This is a genomic window from Mycobacterium sp. 1245801.1 (assembly GCF_001673055.1).
GTDB classification, from domain to species: domain Bacteria; phylum Actinomycetota; class Actinomycetes; order Mycobacteriales; family Mycobacteriaceae; genus Mycobacterium; species Mycobacterium europaeum_A.
In genome coordinates this window covers 1-19,230 of the sequence record NZ_LZKY01000283.1, presented here as the reverse complement: position 1 = coordinate 19,230, position 19,230 = coordinate 1, and the positions used below count along the sequence as shown (strand labels likewise).

General features: G+C 66.0%; 29 protein-coding genes. 18 read left to right on the top strand and 11 right to left on the bottom strand.

The features are described 5' to 3' along the window. Window positions 1-49: 49 nt before the first annotated feature. Window positions 50-181 (bottom strand): hypothetical protein, encoded by a 132-nt coding sequence (locus A5622_RS30510; RefSeq protein WP_255361663.1) that lies wholly within the window; start codon window positions 179-181, stop codon window positions 50-52. Window positions 182-671: 490 nt separating this feature from the next. Between A5622_RS30510 and A5622_RS18275 the strand changes: the two genes are divergently transcribed. From A5622_RS18275 to A5622_RS18265, 4 genes are all read left to right on the top strand, one after another. Further along, the gene (locus tag A5622_RS18275; RefSeq protein WP_066880436.1) at window positions 672-2,141 is read left to right on the top strand and encodes a hypothetical protein; all 1,470 of its coding nucleotides are present in this window, start codon (window positions 672-674) and stop codon (window positions 2,139-2,141) included. A 638-nt stretch (window positions 2,142-2,779) separates the two neighbouring features. Beyond that, window positions 2,780-3,076, top strand: a complete 297-nt coding sequence (locus A5622_RS28445) for a hypothetical protein (RefSeq protein ID WP_082984613.1) — start codon at window positions 2,780-2,782, stop codon at window positions 3,074-3,076. Window positions 3,077-3,390: 314 nt separating this feature from the next. Further along, complete coding sequence (locus A5622_RS18270; RefSeq protein ID WP_232002998.1) at window positions 3,391-3,561, top strand: hypothetical protein; 171 nt, start codon at window positions 3,391-3,393, stop codon at window positions 3,559-3,561. 152 nt (window positions 3,562-3,713) lie between these two features. Then, a complete protein-coding gene (locus tag A5622_RS18265) occupies window positions 3,714-3,998 on the top strand; it encodes a hypothetical protein (protein ID WP_066880434.1) in 285 nt (94 codons plus the stop codon). 58 nt (window positions 3,999-4,056) lie between these two features. On the opposite strand, the gene A5622_RS18260 is transcribed toward A5622_RS18265, so the two are convergent. Further along, window positions 4,057-4,515: a universal stress protein gene (locus A5622_RS18260; RefSeq protein WP_066870379.1), complete on the bottom strand. Its 459-nt coding sequence runs from the start codon at window positions 4,513-4,515 to the stop codon at window positions 4,057-4,059. Window positions 4,516-4,615: 100 nt separating this feature from the next. Here A5622_RS18260 and A5622_RS18255 point away from each other — a divergent pair, with 100 nt between their 5' ends. Both A5622_RS18255 and A5622_RS18250 read left to right on the top strand, forming a co-directional pair. Continuing rightward, on the top strand, window positions 4,616-4,915 hold the full coding sequence (locus tag A5622_RS18255; RefSeq protein ID WP_066870382.1) for a hypothetical protein: 300 nt from the start codon (window positions 4,616-4,618) through the stop codon (window positions 4,913-4,915). A 140-nt stretch (window positions 4,916-5,055) separates the two neighbouring features. Beyond that, window positions 5,056-5,577 (top strand): hypothetical protein, encoded by a 522-nt coding sequence (locus A5622_RS18250; RefSeq protein ID WP_066880433.1) that lies wholly within the window; start codon window positions 5,056-5,058, stop codon window positions 5,575-5,577. Between the two features lie 61 nt (window positions 5,578-5,638). On the opposite strand, the gene A5622_RS30250 is transcribed toward A5622_RS18250, so the two are convergent. The 3 genes from A5622_RS30250 to A5622_RS18235 all read right to left on the bottom strand — a co-directional run bounded on the left by A5622_RS30250 (window position 5,639) and on the right by A5622_RS18235 (window position 7,082). Then, window positions 5,639-5,941: a hypothetical protein gene (locus tag A5622_RS30250; protein ID WP_082972069.1), complete on the bottom strand. Its 303-nt coding sequence runs from the start codon at window positions 5,939-5,941 to the stop codon at window positions 5,639-5,641. A 291-nt stretch (window positions 5,942-6,232) separates the two neighbouring features. Beyond that, the gene (locus A5622_RS18240; protein WP_066870393.1) at window positions 6,233-6,739 is read right to left on the bottom strand and encodes a hypothetical protein; all 507 of its coding nucleotides are present in this window, start codon (window positions 6,737-6,739) and stop codon (window positions 6,233-6,235) included. A gap of 88 nt (window positions 6,740-6,827) precedes the next feature. After that, a complete protein-coding gene (locus A5622_RS18235; RefSeq protein ID WP_067138514.1) occupies window positions 6,828-7,082 on the bottom strand; it encodes a hypothetical protein in 255 nt (84 codons plus the stop codon). Between the two features lie 134 nt (window positions 7,083-7,216). On the opposite strand from A5622_RS18235, the gene A5622_RS18230 reads away from it, so the two are divergent. The 3 genes from A5622_RS18230 to A5622_RS18220 all read left to right on the top strand — a co-directional run bounded on the left by A5622_RS18230 (window position 7,217) and on the right by A5622_RS18220 (window position 8,294). After that, window positions 7,217-7,435, top strand: coding sequence for a hypothetical protein (locus A5622_RS18230; RefSeq protein WP_066870399.1), 219 nt, complete (start codon window positions 7,217-7,219; stop codon window positions 7,433-7,435). A gap of 19 nt (window positions 7,436-7,454) precedes the next feature. Beyond that, window positions 7,455-7,829, top strand: a complete 375-nt coding sequence (locus A5622_RS18225) for a DUF4189 domain-containing protein (RefSeq protein ID WP_066880439.1) — start codon at window positions 7,455-7,457, stop codon at window positions 7,827-7,829. A gap of 99 nt (window positions 7,830-7,928) precedes the next feature. Further along, window positions 7,929-8,294 carry a DUF732 domain-containing protein gene (locus A5622_RS18220; RefSeq protein WP_066880432.1) on the top strand — a complete coding sequence of 122 codons (366 nt, stop codon included), beginning with the start codon at window positions 7,929-7,931 and terminating at the stop codon, window positions 8,292-8,294. Window positions 8,295-8,327: 33 nt separating this feature from the next. Here the strand turns inward: A5622_RS18220 and A5622_RS18215 are convergent, their stop codons facing one another. Continuing rightward, the gene (locus A5622_RS18215; RefSeq protein ID WP_082976035.1) at window positions 8,328-8,678 is read right to left on the bottom strand and encodes a DUF732 domain-containing protein; all 351 of its coding nucleotides are present in this window, start codon (window positions 8,676-8,678) and stop codon (window positions 8,328-8,330) included. Between the two features lie 134 nt (window positions 8,679-8,812). Further along, window positions 8,813-9,430, bottom strand: a complete 618-nt coding sequence (locus A5622_RS18210) for a TetR family transcriptional regulator (RefSeq protein WP_066880430.1) — start codon at window positions 9,428-9,430, stop codon at window positions 8,813-8,815. 82 nt (window positions 9,431-9,512) lie between these two features. On the opposite strand from A5622_RS18210, the gene A5622_RS18205 reads away from it, so the two are divergent. The 6 genes from A5622_RS18205 to A5622_RS18180 all read left to right on the top strand — a co-directional run bounded on the left by A5622_RS18205 (window position 9,513) and on the right by A5622_RS18180 (window position 14,746). Beyond that, the gene (locus A5622_RS18205; protein ID WP_066880428.1) at window positions 9,513-10,343 is read left to right on the top strand and encodes a mycofactocin-coupled SDR family oxidoreductase; all 831 of its coding nucleotides are present in this window, start codon (window positions 9,513-9,515) and stop codon (window positions 10,341-10,343) included. A gap of 7 nt (window positions 10,344-10,350) precedes the next feature. Continuing rightward, a complete protein-coding gene (locus tag A5622_RS18200; protein WP_066880426.1) occupies window positions 10,351-11,172 on the top strand; it encodes a mycofactocin-coupled SDR family oxidoreductase in 822 nt (273 codons plus the stop codon). Window positions 11,173-11,209: 37 nt separating this feature from the next. Further along, window positions 11,210-11,986 (top strand): carboxymuconolactone decarboxylase family protein, encoded by a 777-nt coding sequence (locus tag A5622_RS18195; protein WP_066880424.1) that lies wholly within the window; start codon window positions 11,210-11,212, stop codon window positions 11,984-11,986. Between the two features lie 24 nt (window positions 11,987-12,010). Continuing rightward, window positions 12,011-13,474 carry an aldehyde dehydrogenase gene (locus A5622_RS18190; RefSeq protein WP_066880422.1) on the top strand — a complete coding sequence of 488 codons (1,464 nt, stop codon included), beginning with the start codon at window positions 12,011-12,013 and terminating at the stop codon, window positions 13,472-13,474. An 87-nt stretch (window positions 13,475-13,561) separates the two neighbouring features. Continuing rightward, a complete protein-coding gene (locus A5622_RS18185) occupies window positions 13,562-13,774 on the top strand; it encodes a hypothetical protein (protein WP_066870416.1) in 213 nt (70 codons plus the stop codon). Between the two features lie 51 nt (window positions 13,775-13,825). Further along, entirely contained in the window at window positions 13,826-14,746 is a 921-nt protein-coding gene (locus A5622_RS18180; RefSeq protein ID WP_066870419.1) for a cation diffusion facilitator family transporter, read from the top strand. Window positions 14,747-14,758: 12 nt separating this feature from the next. Here A5622_RS18180 and A5622_RS18175 read toward each other — a convergent pair whose 3' ends face one another. The 3 genes from A5622_RS18175 to A5622_RS18165 form a co-directional block, all read right to left on the bottom strand. Continuing rightward, window positions 14,759-15,712: a cytochrome c oxidase assembly protein gene (locus A5622_RS18175; protein WP_066880437.1), complete on the bottom strand. Its 954-nt coding sequence runs from the start codon at window positions 15,710-15,712 to the stop codon at window positions 14,759-14,761. Window positions 15,713-15,742: 30 nt separating this feature from the next. After that, window positions 15,743-16,087, bottom strand: coding sequence for a DUF732 domain-containing protein (locus A5622_RS18170; protein ID WP_066880420.1), 345 nt, complete (start codon window positions 16,085-16,087; stop codon window positions 15,743-15,745). A 306-nt stretch (window positions 16,088-16,393) separates the two neighbouring features. After that, window positions 16,394-16,741: a DUF732 domain-containing protein gene (locus tag A5622_RS18165; RefSeq protein ID WP_066870425.1), complete on the bottom strand. Its 348-nt coding sequence runs from the start codon at window positions 16,739-16,741 to the stop codon at window positions 16,394-16,396. A gap of 153 nt (window positions 16,742-16,894) precedes the next feature. On the opposite strand from A5622_RS18165, the gene A5622_RS18160 reads away from it, so the two are divergent. The 3 genes from A5622_RS18160 to A5622_RS18150 all read left to right on the top strand — a co-directional run bounded on the left by A5622_RS18160 (window position 16,895) and on the right by A5622_RS18150 (window position 18,768). Beyond that, complete coding sequence (locus A5622_RS18160) at window positions 16,895-17,641, top strand: Clp protease N-terminal domain-containing protein (protein WP_066880418.1); 747 nt, start codon at window positions 16,895-16,897, stop codon at window positions 17,639-17,641. A 93-nt stretch (window positions 17,642-17,734) separates the two neighbouring features. Further along, the gene (locus A5622_RS18155) at window positions 17,735-18,265 is read left to right on the top strand and encodes a hypothetical protein (protein WP_231997812.1); all 531 of its coding nucleotides are present in this window, start codon (window positions 17,735-17,737) and stop codon (window positions 18,263-18,265) included. Then, window positions 18,253-18,768 carry an N-acetyltransferase gene (locus tag A5622_RS18150; protein WP_066880414.1) on the top strand — a complete coding sequence of 172 codons (516 nt, stop codon included), beginning with the start codon at window positions 18,253-18,255 and terminating at the stop codon, window positions 18,766-18,768. Before A5622_RS18155 ends, A5622_RS18150 begins: the two co-directional genes overlap by 13 nt. Here the strand turns inward: A5622_RS18150 and zapE are convergent. After that, window positions 18,746-19,230: cell division protein ZapE (gene zapE, locus A5622_RS18145; RefSeq protein WP_156753004.1), on the bottom strand; the 485-nt coding region annotated here is incomplete at its 5' end. The genes A5622_RS18150 and zapE overlap by 23 nt on opposite strands.

The following is a 19,230-nucleotide window of genomic DNA, read 5'->3' as shown; positions in this document are numbered from 1 at the left end:
GACGCTACCTCTAGTGGTATCCGGTCATGTCAGTTCCGGACGCAGCGCCTCACTGCTGTCGCTCCTCGCGAAGCTGGTCGATCAGGGTGGTACTCGGTGCGTGATCATTTGCCACCAAAGCCGCGCACCAAGCGCGCGACACCAACTGCAGATCGGCGTCAATCGCTTCGATATCGCGCATGTCCGAATGCTAAGCCGAGGCAGCGCTTCGCTCACTTCACCCCGGCGAACGGCGCAGATTCTTTATCTCGAAGGTGACTGATCGCTGGCGTAAGACCACCGACTTTATGCGGCCGTCAGCATCGGTTTGAGGCAGATCGTCGTCGGACCGGCCTGACGTCGCTGGGATTCGCTAGTGAGATGAAGCCGTGTCTGCGCTGCGTCGAGGCTAGTACATAGTGAATAGCGGCCAACGGCGTCCGCCCGTAATTTTCTACCCATGCGAGACCTCGCGACCATCGATGGCGAATCCGCCTGGTGACGCGAGCGCGCCTAGCGGCTCGATAACTCTGCGACGGCATTCCAGTACCACATTGATCGATCAGGCGCTCGACGAGCGAACGGCGGCAAATTGCACCGCAGCGTCGGCTTGAACCGGCGTGGAGAGGTTACCAGCGGGGTAGCGTCATAGCTGCTCCAGAAGAACAGGGTGCGGTTTTACGGGCGGTGCAATGCAGCTGAAATGGATTAGCGTTGCCGGTCTGATCGCTCAGGCCGGTGGTGATCCGTGGGCGATCAACCAGAGCTTGCAGGCCGGTAGCCCTTTTCAGATCTCTCAACTGGCAGAGGCTTTCCATGCTGCCGGCCGATGCTCCACCGCAGCCCAAGAAGAATTCGAACAGGCCCGCAAGCGCTTCGACATGGCCTGGAATCACCAGAACGGTGATCACCCGATCAACGGCTCCGCTGAAGTGCAGCGGTTGACGAAATCCCTTGGCTTGCAGACAGAACAGCTGCCCAAGATCGGCAGTGATCTGGAAAACATCGCCAGCATGCTGGCTGCCGCGCAGAAAGAGGGTGCCGCAGAGATCGCCACACTGGAAAAGCAGTTGCAATTGCTCGACAAACTCATTGTGGCGGCGAAGAAGGACCTGGAAGACCCCGCCCTCGATGCGAAAAGCCGCCACGCGCTCGAAACGTTGATCGACGACGCTAAAGCTGACGCCGCCGATGACACACGAGATGCACTCAAACAGATGACATCTATCCGCGACACCTACACGCGATCGCTACGGCAAGCGCAGTCAAACGGCAACCTGACCCCCCAAGACGCTGCTCTCGCTTCCGAATTCAAGCCCGCCGGGTTCGGGGACGGACAAGGTCCCCCGCCTTCCGACCCCAGGATCACCGGGCCGGCCGGCACTCCCCAGCACGAGCAGAGCGTGTACGACTTACAAGACCAGTTCCCAGACGGCCAAGGCCCCACCTTCGGCGGCGACCCGCGAGATGGTTTCCCACGCAGCCCAGCTTCCGAGCTAGCCCAAGGGCCGCCGGGCACCAGGCCGCTGCCGACAGGGACCGCGCTGGGGCCTGACGGCCACCGATATGCGTTTTTCAGCCACCCAGATGGCACCGATATCCCCGGGTTCAACCAGTACGCCACCAACGGGTCCGTATGGGATTTCACCGATCCCAATCATCCGGTAAAAGTCGGTGACCTGCCTGGGATTTACCAGGCCAGCGGCGCCTACGATCCCGCCACCAACCAGATGGTGATCATCGGCAACACCAGCAACCGAGAAGGCGACCTGACTCGCGGCATGTGGGTTTCAGGACCAATCGATCCAGCCAAACCCAACAGCTGGGTCAATTCCTTGCTGCGCGTCGGCAACGTAAGCCTCCCCGGTGATCGTGAAAGCCAAGTGATCTCGCTTAAAGGTGGCGGTTTCATGCTTGTCGGAGCGACCAAGGATGGCCCCGTCCAAGGCATATCCGCTGCCACCCCCCAAGGGTTGATGGGCGCCACCCCCGTGACTCTCATGGACCAAGGACGACTTCCATCCGTGTATGGGCCGACTATCACGGGCACGACCCTTGACCCCGCAACTGGATTGGAGACCATTCAGTTACGACTAAGCACTTGGCCCGGAGGACCCTACGACCCCCACACTTGGACGACCACCTTCGGCGTCCAACACTAGGAAGGCGACTATCGCGTGTTCAGCAGGATAACGATAGCGGTCATGACCGGGATCTTTGCGGTGGCGGCAATGGGCTGTTCCCGCGCCACGCCCGGCGTCGCAACGGCCACACCGCCGAAATTCCCCGATATCAACGCTTTTCAACCTGTCGACCCCGCCCCGTACACAATGCATTTCGGCCGCGGTGGTGGCGGAGTATTTTTCGCAACACCTGATGGGCTGCAATGCGGGTGGGCATCGCTAGTCAACGGACCGGGCGATCACATCAGCGTCGGGTGCGACGGGCCGATACCTGGCTTGCCGGAGGGAGCTCCACGTGGACGCGATGGCTGCCAACATGTCGGAGTGGCAAGCAGCATGCCGTCGGACTTGGGGCCTTATGGCTTCCACGACGGGGGGTGCCCAGCGATCACGGCGCCGATTTTGAACGTTGGCCAAAAGATTTCGGCGGCAAACACTACGTGCCTGGTGGGTGCCGACCGGCTCACCGCGTGTATCGACCCAACCCTAAACCGCGGTTTCGTACTTCAACCCGAAGGCTCGTGGACTTTCTAGGCGGTCCGCCCCGATTGTGGCAAAAGAGCTTCCACGGGTGACGCGTATATCTTGCCCTCCAAATATCCGCGTAAGATGTCGCTGTGGCCTGGAATCGCGGTTTTGCGCTTGCAGCGGTCATTAACGCCGCCGCCTTCGTGTTCGCTCCTGCTGCGGGCGCCGACCCTGGGTCCCCCTCTTACAACCAGGGCAAACAAGCCATCGATATTCAGGTAAATCAGCACCACGTGCAGTTTCCGCCCGACACAGACTGGCAAGCGTATTGCCAGAAAGAGCTCGGGAACGTTACGAAAAGCGGGCTCATGCCCAGGGTAGATTCTCCGCCAGACTTCATCGCCGGCTGCCAAGACGAGGGCCGCGCACTTCTCGCGTCGCGTTAGGGAGAACCGGGGTGCCTGTCGTCGGTGAGGCGGGGCACGTATCGACAGCGAATATGAAAGCGCCATCAAGGGCGCTATCGACGGTGCTACAAGTGGCGGGGTGATCACGCCGGAAATCGGCGGCGCCGGTGCAATACCCGGGGCTGTCCTAGGCTTTGTCGGCGGCTTCTCGAAAGGGCTTTGGGAAGCGCCGGTTGAAGCCGCAGTTGTGAGCATGTGACCCGCCCGGGAAATACGCGGCGAGGTCGGCAACCTGCCCTAGCCTGCTAGGTGTTACCTACCCGAGCTAGGAGTACGTCGTGTTGGAGTACTGGGTGGACGAGGACTACTGCGAGCTGTGCGGCGGTCCCGTCGCGGTCTACATGAAGCGGGACTACGCCCATGGCGGGATTCCCCTCCCGGCAATCGCGCAGCGGGCCCTCTGCCTCAAGGGCTGCGTAGGTCAGGTGCTGTCGCCCGAGCGCATGATGAATCGCGGCGCATAGCGGCGAGGTCGGCTCAAACGAGCGGCAGCGACTGCCCCTGACTTCGTGATCAGCTCCGCGATATCTAGCGACCGCCTGACGGCATCGCCTTAGCACAAGTGAAGTAGTGCACTACTCGTGCCCGCGCCCAAGATCGCGGACACGATCGAGCCATGAAAGACAACCTTGCACCGCCCAGCGGGGCGACCATGGTCGACGAATGGGACAACCTCGGACCGGCCTTCAGGGTGTTCGACGGCCCGGAGTGGAGCATCGACCACGCCGGCCACGGGCAACCGGCCGAGATCGTGGTCTCCGTCATCGGGCGGCAATACGTTGACGGGCACGCCGAGTGCCAGGTCGTCATCGACTGTCCCGACACCCCGATCATCGCGCCGGCCGCAGCCCGGCAGCTGGGCAGGGCGTTGATTGCCGCGGCGGACGCCGCGCACGGATGACTGTGTCCGCCTGGCCGGCGCCGACCAGGGGGCGGCACCGACCGATTCTTGGCGACCCTCAGTCGCTGGTGTGCACGATCAAGACGTCGGTCTTGGCCCTGCGGGAAACGGCGGACGGGACCGAACCCAGCAGCCGCCCGGCGACGCTGCTCAGTCCGACATTCCCGACGACGAGCAGGTCGGCGTCGACCTCCTTAGCCAGGTCGACCAGCACGTTGATGGGGGCACCGACGACCGACTTCTCCTCCACGTCCTTGGCGCCGGCCTGGTGCGCGCGCTCCCTGGCGTCCCGCAGGATCCTGTAGTAGGGCGCCTCGCCCACCGTCCGGTAGTCCTGACCGTGGTCGCTACCCGGCGGGATGGCGTAGCGGCCGCGTTCCTCGGGAACGGGAAGATGTGCCGTCACAACGATCAATTTCGCGCCGTGATCCGCGGCGATCGCGGCCGCGCGCGCCACCGCGCGCAGCGACGAGTCCGAACCATCCGTGCCGACCACAACGGTCTGATAGGCGCTCATTCTCATGCAGTGTAAGGCCCACTGCGACTCGCGAGAGAGAAATCGGGCAGACCCCCGAATTCATGGTTGTTAAACGCCGCGAACCCGCAATAATGCCAGCATGCGTCTGATCTACGCCGCTGCGGCGGTCGGCATCGCCATTGCTGTGTCGATGGGGGCGCCGCCGGCTCACGCTGACTCCGGCGTCCCCGGTTACGTCCAGTGCGTGGGCGGCGATGCGAAGCCCCCACCACCGGGAGTAAGCGCCGAGACTTGGTTCCCCAGCCTGCACGTCATCGATAACGACATCGGCTCTGGCATTCCCTCCGAAGAAGTAGTTCGGCGATTGATCAACATGGGGGTCAAGCCCGACGACGCCGCCACCCGGGTGCGGTGTTATCTGGCCAACCTGCCGCACTAAAGCGACTGGCCCTTCTCGAAACGGTTATGCGGCAACGTTTTCCACGCGTCTTCTTTTCGGAATGCGGGACGGGCGCCAGTACGAGCTCGCGGTCAAATCTCCGGGTGCGTTATCTTCTGGCAGTGACCAGACCCGCTCACATGAGCGCACTCGCGGCGACGCTGGCGCTGACGGCCTATTTCACTGCGCCCCAGGGCACCGCCGACCCGACAACCCAACAGTCGCCTTTCCCGACAGGAAAATCCGGCACCAGCATCCACGTCACGGAGTACAGCACCGCAACCGCCGACGTCACGCTCAACAACGCGACGTGGATCTCGTCCGGCTGCTCCGGCGGCGGGGGCTGCACCGTCATCGAGGTGACCATCGAAGGCAAGTCCAGCGCGCCGTTCAACTACAGCCAGTCCTCCCTGACCGCCTCCTCTTCCCCCTGGCGGCAGGACCCGAACCGCGATGTCGAGAGCGGCTCATCGCTCGTCGACTACCAGAAGATCAATAAGACGCCGCCGCTGCGCGCGGGCAGCGTCACCAACGGCCAGACCGCCCACGGATTCGTCGCCTACGACGGCAACGTCAAGCAGGGCGACGTTTACATCGAGTTCAACGATCCCAATGCTCCGGCGGCCCCGACCCCGTTGGCGGGCTGGAAAGTGCACACCTGAGCGGAGCCGTCACCGCCACGTCTTCGGGACCCTTGTCCCATAACAGGTTCCGATCGCCTGACTAGCCGCCGGACGAAGACTTGGTGGGGTCCTCCGCCTCCGCCAACGCGACCGCGCTTTCCCGGTGATTGTTCGCCGCGGCCTGCCAATGCTCATCGGCCTTGTCCTGTAGTTGCTCAGGATCGCCGATTCCCTCCATGGCCGCGCGCTGCAGATTGTTTGCGGTCCGCTCATGCGCGCGTGCGGCTTCGTCGTGTCCGCGAGAGGCAGCCAGATGCGCTTTCTCGGCGCGCTCCATGGCGTCCTGCGCATACCGGCGCGCCCGGTCGACCGAATCCCCGGAAGAACCCTCGCCGGCGGCCAATTCGGCGCGCCGTTGCCGCAGCTGTTCAATCCGCTGTCCCGCCCTCGCTGCCCGCTCCCGCGGCTCGGGAATCCCTGCGTCTCGCCGTGCATCCATCAGCTGTTGATTCTTGTGGCACGCGACATGATTCGACTCCGTTATTTCGCGCGGAACTGGAAGCGCTGCCCGATGCCCTTGGCCATTCAACGTATCCATTTCGCGCGGTAGGTGTCGACGAATCCCGCCGATTTCACACCGCGATCCCGAGTTTCGAAACCGGTCGGCGCCACCGCCACCGTGAACCGAGGGCGGCTAGCTACCCACGCGCTCGGCGGTCATGTTCATGTCGATGGTCCCTTGGCATGCGCCACTCAAGATGTCGGTGTGCATGACGCCGGCCAGCGTTCCGTCGGGTTGGGGCGTGTAGTGCACCTCGGCCCGGGCCGGATTCCACTGGATCGTGGTGTCGGGCATCATGCAGTCCCACTGAAAGTCGTTGGCCTGCGACCACGACTTTCCATCCCAGGTGAACTGAACCGGCTGCGGCACCGTCGGGTTTGTGGGCGGCGGGCCGCTGACGATGGTGGCGACGCACTTGCCGTTCGTGCAGCTCGAACGGATACCGTAGGTCTCGGTGTGCTGCACCTCCGGGTCGCCGACGGCCATGCTGGTCCCAGCCTTCGGGCCGACCATGAACGTGATCGCGTACTGGCCATTCCAGGACGGATTGTCGGCGAAGGCCGTCGGGATAAACCACACGGAAATTGCGAACGGCACCGCCGATAAACCGACGACGGATTTCACACGGTGCGGCGTCATCGTTCCTCCTGCAGGTCCGTACTCAGTCAATAGTCGTATGCCGAGCCGTCGCCGACAAGATGCCGGCGATAACCCGAATTCCGGCGCCCTACCAGCCCCACTCGTCGTCGTCCAGAACATCAACGGTCAGCGCGTTGTCGGCGGGGCCCTTCGTCCCATAGGTAAAGGTCAGCAGGGTGCGGTCGTCGTCGAGGGGTTCGGTCGCGACGACGGTGGCGTGCCCGACCTTCATGCGGATCCGGTCGCCGGGCTTCAATTCGTCGACGCGTTTAAGCGTCACACCCGACCAATCGGTGAAGTGCTGGTGCTGCAGACACTTTGGCGATTCATCGCCCTCCTTCACGACCGAGTCTTCCGGCCTGAAAGCGCATTTGCGGACCGCCTGACCCCGCAATTTCGCGCGGCACAGCGGCGGGTTGCAATATACCCCGGTGTCGAATTGCGGTCCGGCGCCACGGCCGGAGCACAATGTGAGGCGTGAGTTGGACGAGGTATACCGGCAGAGCGCTCGCGGATATCACCCTGGACGGCGACGCGTTGCATGCCGAGCTCGAAGACTTTATCCGCGTGGACAATCCGCATCTGACCGATGTTCGCCTCGAGCGGGCCACGGCGACCGAGACGGACAGCGCCGGACCGTCCAAGCGGTGGTACGAAGTCACTTACCTGGCTGAAGACCCCGAAGGCAATTCGTAACATGCTCAGGAGCGCGCCGATGCGACCGGTCATTGCCGTCGTGGCTGCGGTCGGTTGCGCGATCGCCGCGCTGCCCGTGCCGATGGCCCGGGCCGACGACGGCTTCGTCGCCCTCGCCGTGTCGGTGGGGAGCGGACGAGCCGCCGGCTGGGGCACCGGGGCCAGTCAGGACCAGGCGAACCAAGTCGCGCTCGCGCACTGCACCGCCGAGGCCGGTGACGTCTGTGAAGTGGTGGCCGGCACCCGCAATGGCTGCGCATCGGTGGCGTTCGACCGCCTCTCCGGCCGGTTCCAGGGCGGTTCGGGGCCCGACGCCACCGCATCCACCGCCGACGCGCTGGCCAAGCTGGGTTCCCCCAACGGGCACATCAAGGCCACCCACTGCTCGTCCTGAAATCTGCCTCGCCGCGAGAAGTACACCGCGATGTCGACTATCGTTCATGGAAGTCGTCCTTGACTGCACGCCGACGGGTCCGCGCACTGAGGGGAGGCCATGACTGTGACGAAGACCGGGAAGTGGCCGGCGCTCTGCGCGGTTTTCCTGTCCGCTGCCTTGGCGTTCGCGGCGCCCGCCTCAGCGGATGACACCGACGACGCGTTCATCGCGGGCCTCTCCAAGGGCGGAATCACCATGCCCGACAACGACGATGCGATCGGAAAGGCCCGCACGGTGTGCACCAGCATCGCCACCAACCCGAACGCCTCGGTGCTGGCGATCCAGCTGGCCAGGCAAACGGACCTCTCGGTCAAGCAGTCCGCCTACTTCGTCGGCCTGTCGATAGCCACCTATTGTCCGCAGTACAAGGAGGACATCGACCCGTCGGTCACCTGGCTGCTGCCGGGACCCCCGCTCATGTGATCACACCTGCTGCGGTGCAAGGGATTTCGCCGTTCAGCAGTGGTCGGTCCAGCACCGCTGCAGGGGGCAGTACGTCGAATGCGCAAGGCTCACCATGGATCCGACGTCTCCGAAGGTGACATTCCTGGGGTCCAGGATCTGGTGGATGCTCTGGGAGATCTGCTCATAGGTCCAACCCCAACCGATGTCATCACAGATCAGGCGCCCCATCCCGGTAAGGGCGGCGTCGTGATCGGGCGGCCAACTGAAGCCGGCGGCACGCAGTTGCGACAGGTACGCGTCGTCGAGGGGGTCGGCGGTGGCAACCGCGGCGCTGGTAATCAGAGCCGCGCCCAACATGACGGGGATGGCCAACGCGGCCAGCCGGCGAGCTGAGGACATCATGCGCTTCCTTTCTTCGGGGCGTTCACGATGCCGTCGACCCATAGCGGCATGAAGACGAAGAATAGGCACAATCGGGAAAAAGCGCCTTATGAAAGGCTGAATAATCGGATTTTCAGGCCGTCACCGCAGTCGGCTCAGCCTCGCGCGGGCAGACCGTTCTCGTACGCCGTGGTCAACCAGAACAGGGTGCGCTCGATACCCGGCACGATTTCGGTGACGTCGATCTCCCCCTGAGCGAATCGGGTGAGCAGCCCGTAGACGACGCCGGTGAGGATGAGCTCGAGGTCTTTGGCGAATCCCGGCTCCGCTTGCGCCAGAACGGCTTTGGCGACGGGAACGACGGCGTCGACGCCACGCTGGATGAGGCGCTTTCCGCCGGGCCCCGATCGGGCCTGGAAGTAGGAGCGCAGCATTACCGGATGCCGTTCCCACGGCTCGAAGATGGTCCGCATCACGTGCATCAGGTCCACATAGATCGACTCACCGGGCAGATCGTCGATCAGCGACGGCAGGCGCGCATAGCGATTGGCGTCCATCCACCCGTCCAGGGCCGCGACGATCAGCTCGTCGCGCGTGCGATACCGCTTGTAGATGGTCGCCAGGGAAACCCGCGCCCGCCGGGCCACCTCGCGCAGCTGGACGGCCTCGTAGCCCTCGCTGTCGAGCATCTCGACCACGATGTCCAGGATCGGGTCGGGCCGCGGCCCGGACGCGCCGTTCTCGGCATCCACTGCCGCCCCTGTTGCCGTCATGAGTAACCATGTTACTGTGCGCAGGTGAGTAACGGCGTTACTCTGCCCTGATCTGGGTCGACGAACAGAGAGGACGCGCGCCGTGGGGTCAATAGATGGGAAGGTCGCCTTCATCACCGGGGTGGCGCGCGGCCAGGGTCGCAGTCACGCCGTGCGGCTCGCGCGCGAGGGCGCCAACATCATCGGAATCGACATCTGCGCCGACATTCCGGCCAACGGTTACCCGATGGCCTCCCACGAGGAGCTGGACGAGACCGTCGCGCTGGTCGAAGAAGCCGGCGGCAAGATGCTGGGCACGGTCGCCGACGTCCGCGACTTCGAGCAAGTCAAGGCCGCAATGGATGCCGGAGTCGAGCACTTCGGCCGCCTCGACATCGTGCTGGCCAATGCCGGGATCGCGCCGCTGGCGTTTCGCCAGTTGAGCATCGAGGAGGAGCTGGCGCAGTGGCGGGCGGTCACCGGCGTCAACCTCGACGGGGCCTATCACACGGCGTGGGCGGCCGTCCCGCACCTGTTGGCCGGCAACCGCGGCGGGGTCATCATCTTCACCAGCTCGACCGCCGGCATCAAGGGCTTCGGCGGCCTGCAGGGCGGCGGACTGGGCTACGCGGCGTCCAAACACGGGATCGTCGGGCTGATGCGCACCCTGGCCAATGCCCTTGCACCGCTGAGCATTCGGGTCAACACCGTGCACCCGACCGCGGTGAACACGATGATGGCCACCAACGACGACATGACCGAGTTCCTGGAGAAGAATCCCGGCGCGGGTCCCCATCTGCAAAACCCGATGCCCGTCGGCATGCTGGAACCCGAAGACGTCAGCGCCGCCATCGCCTACCTGGTCTCCGACGAGGCGAAGTACGTCACGGGCGTGACCTTCCCCGTCGACGCGGGCTTCTGCAACAAGGTTTGATACGCGGATGACGACGAACAACGCCGCCGGCCGGGTCGCGGGCAAACGGGTCTTGATCACCGGCGCCGCGCGCGGCATGGGACGCTCGCACGCGGTGCGGCTGGCCGAGGAAGGCGCCGACTGCGTCCTGGTGGACATCTGTTCCACCCCAGCGGGTTTGGAATACCCACTGGCCACCGAAGACGACCTGCACGAGACCGCGCAACTGGTGGAGAAACACGGCCGGCGTGCGATCACCAAAGTCGTCGACGTCCGCGACGAGACCGCCATGAAATCGGCGGTCGACGACGCCGCCGGCGAACTCGGCGGACTCGACGGCGCGGTCGCCAACGCCGGCGTGCTCACCGTCGGCACCTGGGACACCACCACCGCCGAGCAGTGGCGACTGGTCGTCGATATCAATCTCATCGGCGCCTGGAACACCTGCGCGGCCGCACTCCCCCACCTGGTCGCCCGAGGCGGCGGGAGCCTGGTCAACATCAGCTCGTCGGCCGGCATCAAGGGCACGCCGCTGCACGTGCCCTACACCGCCTCCAAGCACGGCATCGTCGGCATGACCCTGGCGTTGGCCAACGAGCTTGCCGCACAGAACATTCGGGTCAACACCGTGCACCCCACCGGGGTGGCCACCGGGATGGCGCCGCCGAGTATGCACACCCTGATCGCCGAGCAACGGCCCGACCTGGTGCCCATCTTCCTCAACGCGCTGCCCGCGCCGCTGATCGAAGCGTCCGATGTGAGCAACGCGGTGTTGTATCTGATCTCCGACGAATCCCGTTACGTCACAGGGCTGGAACTGAAGGTCGACGCCGGTGTCACCATCCGATAGGGCTCCGGCGAGCGACGGTGCGCGACGCGAACGCGGGATGCGTACCTTCGTCGAGGTGATGACGATCGACCCGCCCGACGCCGACAGCCCGTATGCGGGCGGATTGATCGACTTCGTCTTCGGCGAGGTCTGGTCGCGACCGGCCCTGTCCCGCCGCGATCGACGGTTCGTCACGCTGGCCTGCGTCGCGGCCGCCGACGCGCAGGCACCGCTGGAGCAGCACGTCTACGCCGCACTCAACAGCGGCGACCTCACCATCACCGAAATGCGGGAGACCGTCCTGCATTTCGCGGTCTACGCGGGCTGGCCGAAGGCGTCCCGATTCAACATCGCCGTGGACGTGCAATGGGCCAAGATCGCCGAGGAGCGCGGCGAGGCGGCCCCTCCCCCCGAACCGCTGCTGCCGCTGGTCACCGCCAGCGACCCCGAGCAGCGACTGCGGGGCGGCGAAGAGTCGTTCAAGGAGATCAACTGCCTGCCCTTCGCGCCGATGCGGGACAACCCCTACTCGGGAGCGGGCATTCTGAATTTCGTCTTCGGCGAGATGTGGTTGCGGCCCGGCCTGGGCATGAAGGAACGCCGCCTGATCACCGTGGCCTGTGTCGCGTTCCAGGACGCCGAAATCCCGATCATGTCCCACGTGTACGCGGCGCTCAAGAGTGGCGACGTGTCCTTCGAGGAGATGGACGAACTGGCGCTGCAGTTCGCCGCCTACTACGGCTGCGCCAAGGCCGACTACCTCAACCAGGTGATCGCCGAACAGAAGCAGCGGGTGACGGCCGAAAACCAGGCCGATCACACCACCGTCGGCTGACAGCACACCGGAAGGCATCCCGCCATGACGGCCACCGCGACCTCACCGCCCCGCTCGGGCGCGTTACTCATTGGCACAGAACGCATTACCACCGCCTCGGGCGGCAGCTATGAGCACGCCTACCCCGGCACCGGCGCGCTCAACGCGACCATCCCGCTGGCCGGTCACGACGAGATCGACAGGGCCGTCGACAGCGCCTGGGACGCGCATCGCGAATGGGTCTCCTATCCCGTCGACCGCCGCCGCGACCTGCTGTTCGCGCTGGCCGACGTGGTGCGCGACCACTTCGCGGAGCTGACCGAGCTCAACGTGCACGATTACGGCGTCCCGGTGTCGGTCGCCGGCAACTCCGTACTGACCGAGCGGTTCCTGCGGTACTACGCCGGTTACGCCGATAAGACCCACGGCGCAAGCACTCCCGTGGCCGGTGCCTTCGACGTCAACCTCGTCGAACGCGAACCGTACGGCGTCGTCGGCGTCATCGCCCCCTGGAACGGGCCGCTGGTGGTGGCCGGCGCGGCCGTGGCGCCCGCACTGGCGGCGGGAAACGCGGTCGTCCTCAAGCCCTCCGAGCTGGCGTCGTTGGCGCCCTTGCGCTTTGGTGAACTCTGCCTCGAAGCGGGCCTGCCGCCGGGATTGGTCAACGTGTTGCCGGCCGGCCCTGCGGGCGGAGACGCGCTGGTGCGCCATCCCCGGATCGGCAAGATCCACTTCACCGGTGGCCAGGCCACCGCGCAGAAGGTGCTGCAGGCCGCGTCGCACCATCTCACCCCGGTGACAGCCGAATTGGGCGGCAAATCAGCCTATCTCGTGTTCGCCGACGCCGACCTGGATACGGCCCCCGTCATCGCCGCCCATCAGGGGCCCATCGCCCAGGCCGGCCAAAGTTGCGCCTGCGCCTCGCGCATTCTCGTCGAGGCGTCGGTGTATGCGAGCTTCGTGGACAAACTCGTGGCGACGGTGCGGGCCGCCAAGATCGGTGATCCGCTGCAACCCGACGTCATGCTCGGTCCCGTCATCACCGAAGCCGCCGCCGACCGCATCCTCGGCGTCATCGACCGGGCGGTCAGCGATAAGGCCGGTGAGCTGGTCACGGGCGGACGCAGGCTCGGTGGCGAGTTGGCGTCCGGTTATTTCATCGAGCCGACGATCTTCGCCAACGTCGACAATCGGTCGGCGCTGGCGCAGACCGAAACCTTCGGGCCGGTGGCGTCCGTCATCCCCTTCGCCGATGAGGCCGAGGCGGTCAGGATCGCCAACGATTCACGCTACGGCCTCAATGCCTTCGTGGCGACGTCCAACCTGGAACGTGCACATCGGGTTGCGCGTCAGCTGCAGGCGGGTTCGGTGTGGGTGAACCGGCACAGCGACATCGAGCCGCAGGGCCCCTACGGCGGCTACAAGCAGAGCGGGTTCGGCCGCACCGGCGGCGTCGAAGGCCTGTATGAGTTTTTGCAGGTGAAGAACATTCGCATCGGCATGAGCTGACACCGCTAGTTTCGGCCCCGACGGCATTTGCTGTCGTGAAATATTGTGCAAATCAAGTATTTCCGCTAGAGGGGTAGAGTCGCGGGCATGAGTTTGGTCGAGTGGCTGAGGACGCCGCGCTACTTGCGGACGCGTTTCATGATGGAAACGCGTCCGCTGAACCGCCTGGAGATGGAGATCGTGTTCCTCGAGGTCGCCGCCCGTGACGCGTTGGTACGCCTGCCCGTGGCGTTCATGATCCTGCCCAAGGCCCCCCGGCCCTGGCGCGATGGCCCGTCCACCCCGGAACAGGGCAAGTAGAGGTTCCACGCGGGACTTGGGAGCCGCGACCGAGTCGGGCATGCTGACGGTATGCACGTGAGCAGCGGAGTACGCGACCCGGCGGCCAGCTTTCCCCTCGACACCGCGGCGGACGACGCCGGCGAGCGCCGGCAGGCCAACCGCGCCGTCGCCGTCAGCGCCGTCGGGCTGGCGCTGACCGGCCTGGTCGAATTGGTGATCGCGCTGGTGTCCGGTTCGGTGGCGTTGCTGGGCGATGCGCTGCACAACCTGTCGGACGTGTCCACCAGCGCCCTGGTGTTCATCGGCTTCCGCGCGTCGCGCAAGCTGCCCACCGAGCGGTATCCCTACGGCTACGAACGCGCCGAAGATCTCGCCGGTATCGGTGTGGCCGTGGTGATTTGGGGCAGCGCCGTGGTCGCCGGTTTCGAGAGCGTCACCAAGTTGCTCCGCCACGGCGGCACCGGCTACGTGAGCTGGGGCATCGGCGCGGCCGTCGTGGGCGTAATCGGCAATCAGCTGGTGGCCCGCTACAAACTGGTGGTGGGCAGGCGAATTCGGTCGGCGACCATGGTGGCCGACGCCAAGCATTCGTGGCTGGACGCGCTGTCGTCGGGCGGCGCGGTGCTCGGGCTGATCGGCGTGGCACTGGGGTGGGGCTGGGCCGACGCCGTCGCGGGGATCGTGGTCACCGGGTTCATCTGCCACGTCGGCTGGGAGGTGACCGCCGACATCGCCCATCGCCTGCTCGACGGCGTCGACCCCGACATCATCACCACCGCCGAGGCCGTAGCTGCGTCGGTCCCCGGTGTGACGCACGCGCACGCCCGGGCCAGATGGACCGGGCGGACGCTGCGCGTCGAGGTGGAGGGGTTCTTGAACGCCGACACCCCGCTGGCGGCCGCCGACCAGATCGGCCGCAGCGTCGCCGCGGCGCTGACGCCACGGATCCCGGAGATGCAGAGCTTCACGTGGACGGCCCGCGCCGCCTGAGGTGACCCGGCCTCAGCGGCGGAATCGCTCCCGCAGCTGCGGGTCGTTCTCCCACCAGAGCCCCGCCGGCGCCGGGGTTTGACCCTCGGCGTCCTGCGTCTTGGGGGCCGCCTCGGCCTCGTCCAACTCGGCGTCGACCGCCACCGCATGCGCCTGCTCGTCGCACGACAGCGCGCGCATCAGCAGCAGCACGAACGGCCACCCGACCAGATCGCCGAGGATCCACAACACGCCGGCCCCGATCGTCTGGTCGAGCCGCGGGTCGGGTCCCCAATTCCGTTGCAGCCCGGCGTAATACGTCGCGCCGATCAACGAGCCCTGCCAGATGACCAATCCCAGGACGCCATCGCCGAGCGCCTCGGCGACGGTGATCAGCAGCGAGATCGACTGCGGGTACCTGCGGGGTACCGGGTCCTCTTGCAGCCGGGCGTAGAAGTAACCGAATCCCAGCACCACCAACAGAATTCGCGTCGGCGCGCCGACCCACTCGGTCCGCAGGGCCGCGGTGTACCAGGGCGTCAGATATAGCAACCACGGCGTGGCGAGCATCGCGACCGATGTCGTCGCGGGATGGACGAGCACGCGGGCGAACCGGGTGGCCAACAACCGGTCGATGCGGTCGCGGCCGGACGGACCGACGGCGGCGCGAAAGGCGGTGACCGGCTTGGCCTGCGCCATGAAGAACGGCACGACGTACAGCAGCAGCAACACCTGCAGCGCACGCACCCAGAACAGGACGTAGGCGTAGGCCCCGATCGCGCTGATCGTGGCCAGCGCCCACGCGAGCAGGCCCAACCCGAAGCACGCGGCGTTCGTCGGGCCGACCGCACCCTGGGCGGCTCGGGCGCGCCGGTAGCACCACCCGTAGCCGGCGGCGAACACCGCCACGACGATCACCGCGACCGGGTCGAAATGCCAAGTCTGGACGGCCGCGTCCCACGTCAGCGGTGCGGGATCGACGCGCACGAACACCAGCCTATTGCGGCCGGGAAGGGCTCAGTTGCCGGCTGCGCCCTCCGGCTTCGGACCGCGGTCCTCGCCGGTGATGTATTTCGGGCAGTAGTGCGCGGCCGCCAGATAGGTGAACTTGGCCGCGGCGGCGCCCTGGAAAGCGGGATTCTGATTGCGCAGGTCGGTCACGATCTTCGCGTCGGACTGGCCGTCGTCGAGCAGTTCGCACACCGACTTGCCGATGGTGATCGCGTTGCCGGCGTCCTGGTAGGTGAGGCCGGCGTCGCGGAGGTCCTTGAGGAAGTCCTGATCGTTGTCGATGTCCGCGTGCGCCGGTGCGGCCAGGACGAGCATGGCGGCGAGGCTGGTCAGCCCCAGGAGAAGTCGCATAACGCTGTGATTGTCGCAAACCCGCGGACGATTGGCATCTCGTCGGGCGAACGGGAGGTGAACTGTCACGGTCCCACCTCGCCTGGATGCCAGCCGTTGCGCACCGAGAATGGCCCCCAATTCACCCGCTCAGCAAACCAACGAAAATGTGCCGTGCAATTGGTCGACGCAATCGCTTTCGCCCCCGACCGCGTGCGGCATATTAACGCCGAAATGTTGACAACAGGTTTCGTTTACAATGCGGCGCGCGCGCAATTGTAAAATTCGGATTACCTGCGCCGCGCATGCCTGCCGTCGGGCGGGCCGCTAAGACGAGGAGCTGGTGGCCGTCACGCTGGGCGCGGGCGAGCTCTTGTTCGAAATCACATATGGGCAATAGGCATTGACTGCTATGGCAGCGAACTTGTTGGCCTTGTCATCGCTCAGGTCGGAGTTCTTGGATTCCAGCGTCGAGACGACGTCGGACATCCCGGTACCGTTCACGAGCGTCTTACACACCCAATGGCCCGCGCCGACCACCGTATCGCTGTCGGAATAGGTGATTCCCGCGGAGTCGAGAGACGCGACGAATGCATCGTCGGTGTCGTCGGCGTGCGCGGGCACTGCCATGCCGATTACTGCGGCAAAGCTCGCCGCAACAAGAAGAAGTTTCATATACCACAGATTGGCAGAGAAGCGAACGCTCCGCATCTCCTGAGGCAAAACCTTGCCGCTTTCCTACCGGAGACGCCCTCTGGGGTGGCAACCCCCGGCCGTGTCGTCAACCGCTGGTTGACACTTCTCGGCCGTCAACCTACCGTTGACGGTATGCCCGATCCCGTCCGCATCTCCTACCCGATCCGCCTCGACGAGCTGATCGACGCCATCAAGTCGACGCGTTCCGACGTGCTGGATCAGCTGGCCGACGCCGTCCTGGCCGCCGAACACATGGGCGAGATCGCCGACCATTTGATCGGTCACTTCGTCGACCAGGCCCGCCGCTCTGGGGCGTCCTGGACCGACATCGGCAAGAGCATGGGCGTCACCAAGCAGGCCGCCCAGAAGCGCTTCGTCCCCCGCGCCGAGCCCGCCACCCTCGACCTCGACCAGGGGTTCGCGCGCTTCACCCCGAGGGCGCGGGGCGCGGTGGTGGCGGCCCAGAACGCCGCGCACGACGCCGGCAACGGCGAGATCACCCCGGATCACCTGTTGCTCGGCGTGCTCGGCGACGCGGCCGCACTGGCGACCGTGTTGCTGCGCCTGCAGAATGTCGACACCGAGGCGCTGCGCGCCGCCGCGACGGAGGCGATCGCCGCGCTGCGCGTGGAAGCCCAACCGCCGCAACTCATTCCGTTCAGCGGGCCGGCGCGCAAGGCGCTCGAGCTGAGCGTGCGCGAGGCGCTGCGGCTCGGCCACAACTACGTCGGCACCGAGCATCAGCTGCTGGCGCTGCTGGAGCTGGAAGCCGGCGGTTCGGCCCAGGGGCCGCTGCACCGCTGCGGTGTCGACAAGGACCGGGTCGAGGCGGATCTGGTCAAGGCGCTGCAATCCCTGTCCGGCGGCAAGGACGGTTGAGCGGTGCGGCCGACCCCTCCCTTCGGCGTCCCAGCGTGTGCGATCATGCGTGGGTCCCCTGCAACGGCGCCAAGGAGGCACGACATGGCGAAGATGCACCGCTGGCTGATGGTCGCCGCCGCCTTGCTGCTCGCGGTCGCCGGCCTCACCGCCGTCGGCGTCGGCGCGGTTCCGTTGCCCCGCGCGTGGGCCGGTGACGCGCCGATCGGCCACATCGGTGACACGCTGCGGGTGGACGGCGACACGTTCATCGCCGACGTCACCGTGAGCGGCGTGGCGCCCTGCGACCCGCCGCCGGGATTCGGCTACACGCGCGAAGGCACCTACAAAGGCTTCCCGGGCAGCACCGTCGAGCGCGCCGACGTGACCATCCGCGCGATCCGGGTGCCCAACCCTTATGTCATGGCGACCGTACTGAGCTTCAACGGGGTGACCCCGAACGCCGACGCCTACAAGCCACGGGCCTCCGATGCCCCCGACGCGCTGGACAACGTGCTCGTCAACGCGCCCAACGGGGCGATCGTGCGCGGCGGCGTGTACTGGGACGCCTACCGCGACCCCGTCACCACCGTCGTGCTGCTGGACAAGAAGACGGGTTATCACCTCGCGCAGTGGAACCTCTGACCGCAACGTTCCAGACCGCGCCGGCGAGTTCCGGCGACGCCGCAGAGCTGGCCGCCGTTGCGGCCCTGACCTTTCCGTTGGCGTGCCCACCCTCGGTGACCACCGAGAACATCGCCGCGTTCGTCGGCGCCAACCTGTCGGCCGCCCGCTTCGCCGAGTACCTGAGCGATCCGGACCGCGCCGTCATCACAGTGCGCCAGGACGGCCGAATCGTCGGCTACGCCATGCTGATTCGCGGCGACTCCGACGACTCCGCCGAGCTGTCCAAGATGTATGTCCTGCCCGAGCGCCACTCCAGCGGGGCCGCGGCGGCGCTGATGGCACGCACGCTGGCGGTCGCGGCCGACTGGGGCGTGCGCCGGGTGTGGCTGGGCGTGAACCGGGCAAACGAACGCGCACAACGCTTTTACCGCAAGAGCGGATTCACCATCCACGGCACCCGCACGTTTCGGCTGGGCGCCGGCGTCGAGAACGACTACGTCATGACCCGCGAGCTGGGTTAGCCGCCGCGGTCAGCGCCAAGAGCCGGGAAGTGGCCCGCAGATATTTCTTTCGGTATCCCCCCGCCAGCATCTCCTCGCTGAAGATGGTGTCCAGCTTGGTCCCCGAGGCCACCACGGGAATGCCCGCGTCATAGAGCCGATCGGTGAGCGACACCAGCCGCAGCGCGACGTTCTGGTCGTCGATGCCGTGCACGCCGGTCACGAACACCGCGCTCACACCCTCGATCAGCGCCAGGTAGCGCGACGGGTGCATGGTGGCCAGGTGCGCGCACAGCGCATCGAAGTCGTCGAGCGTCGCGCCGTCGACCTGCGCGGCGCGCGCGGCCACCTCGCCGTCGGACAGCGGCTGCGGCGCCGGCGGCAGGCCGCGGTGCCGGTAGTCGGGACCCTCGATCCGCACGGTCGTGAAAATGCTTGCCAGCGTGTTGATTTCGCGCAGAAAGTCCTGGGCGGCGAAGCGGC

Excerpts from the sequence above, each read along its gene's own strand:
- A5622_RS30510 (WP_255361663.1), bottom strand. The coding sequence starts at position 181 with ATGCGCGATATCGAAGCGATTGACGCCGATCTGCAGTTGGTGTCGCGC.
- A5622_RS18275 (WP_066880436.1), top strand. The coding sequence starts at position 672 with ATGCAGCTGAAATGGATTAGCGTTGCCGGTCTGATCGCTCAGGCCGGT.
- A5622_RS18265 (WP_066880434.1), top strand. The coding sequence starts at position 3,714 with ATGAAAGACAACCTTGCACCGCCCAGCGGGGCGACCATGGTCGACGAA.
- A5622_RS18260 (WP_066870379.1), bottom strand. The coding sequence starts at position 4,515 with ATGAGCGCCTATCAGACCGTTGTGGTCGGCACGGATGGTTCGGACTCG.
- A5622_RS18255 (WP_066870382.1), top strand. The coding sequence starts at position 4,616 with ATGCGTCTGATCTACGCCGCTGCGGCGGTCGGCATCGCCATTGCTGTG.
- A5622_RS18250 (WP_066880433.1), top strand. The coding sequence starts at position 5,056 with ATGAGCGCACTCGCGGCGACGCTGGCGCTGACGGCCTATTTCACTGCG.
- A5622_RS18240 (WP_066870393.1), bottom strand. The coding sequence starts at position 6,739 with ATGACGCCGCACCGTGTGAAATCCGTCGTCGGTTTATCGGCGGTGCCG.
- A5622_RS18225 (WP_066880439.1), top strand. The coding sequence starts at position 7,455 with ATGCGACCGGTCATTGCCGTCGTGGCTGCGGTCGGTTGCGCGATCGCC.
- A5622_RS18220 (WP_066880432.1), top strand. The coding sequence starts at position 7,929 with ATGACTGTGACGAAGACCGGGAAGTGGCCGGCGCTCTGCGCGGTTTTC.
- A5622_RS18215 (WP_082976035.1), bottom strand. The coding sequence starts at position 8,678 with ATGATGTCCTCAGCTCGCCGGCTGGCCGCGTTGGCCATCCCCGTCATG.
- A5622_RS18210 (WP_066880430.1), bottom strand. The coding sequence starts at position 9,430 with ATGACGGCAACAGGGGCGGCAGTGGATGCCGAGAACGGCGCGTCCGGG.
- A5622_RS18200 (WP_066880426.1), top strand. The coding sequence starts at position 10,351 with ATGACGACGAACAACGCCGCCGGCCGGGTCGCGGGCAAACGGGTCTTG.
- A5622_RS18195 (WP_066880424.1), top strand. The coding sequence starts at position 11,210 with ATGCGTACCTTCGTCGAGGTGATGACGATCGACCCGCCCGACGCCGAC.
- A5622_RS18190 (WP_066880422.1), top strand. The coding sequence starts at position 12,011 with ATGACGGCCACCGCGACCTCACCGCCCCGCTCGGGCGCGTTACTCATT.
- A5622_RS18185 (WP_066870416.1), top strand. The coding sequence starts at position 13,562 with ATGAGTTTGGTCGAGTGGCTGAGGACGCCGCGCTACTTGCGGACGCGT.
- A5622_RS18180 (WP_066870419.1), top strand. The coding sequence starts at position 13,826 with ATGCACGTGAGCAGCGGAGTACGCGACCCGGCGGCCAGCTTTCCCCTC.
- A5622_RS18170 (WP_066880420.1), bottom strand. The coding sequence starts at position 16,087 with ATGCGACTTCTCCTGGGGCTGACCAGCCTCGCCGCCATGCTCGTCCTG.
- A5622_RS18165 (WP_066870425.1), bottom strand. The coding sequence starts at position 16,741 with ATGAAACTTCTTCTTGTTGCGGCGAGCTTTGCCGCAGTAATCGGCATG.
- A5622_RS18160 (WP_066880418.1), top strand. The coding sequence starts at position 16,895 with ATGCCCGATCCCGTCCGCATCTCCTACCCGATCCGCCTCGACGAGCTG.
- A5622_RS18155 (WP_231997812.1), top strand. The coding sequence starts at position 17,735 with ATGCACCGCTGGCTGATGGTCGCCGCCGCCTTGCTGCTCGCGGTCGCC.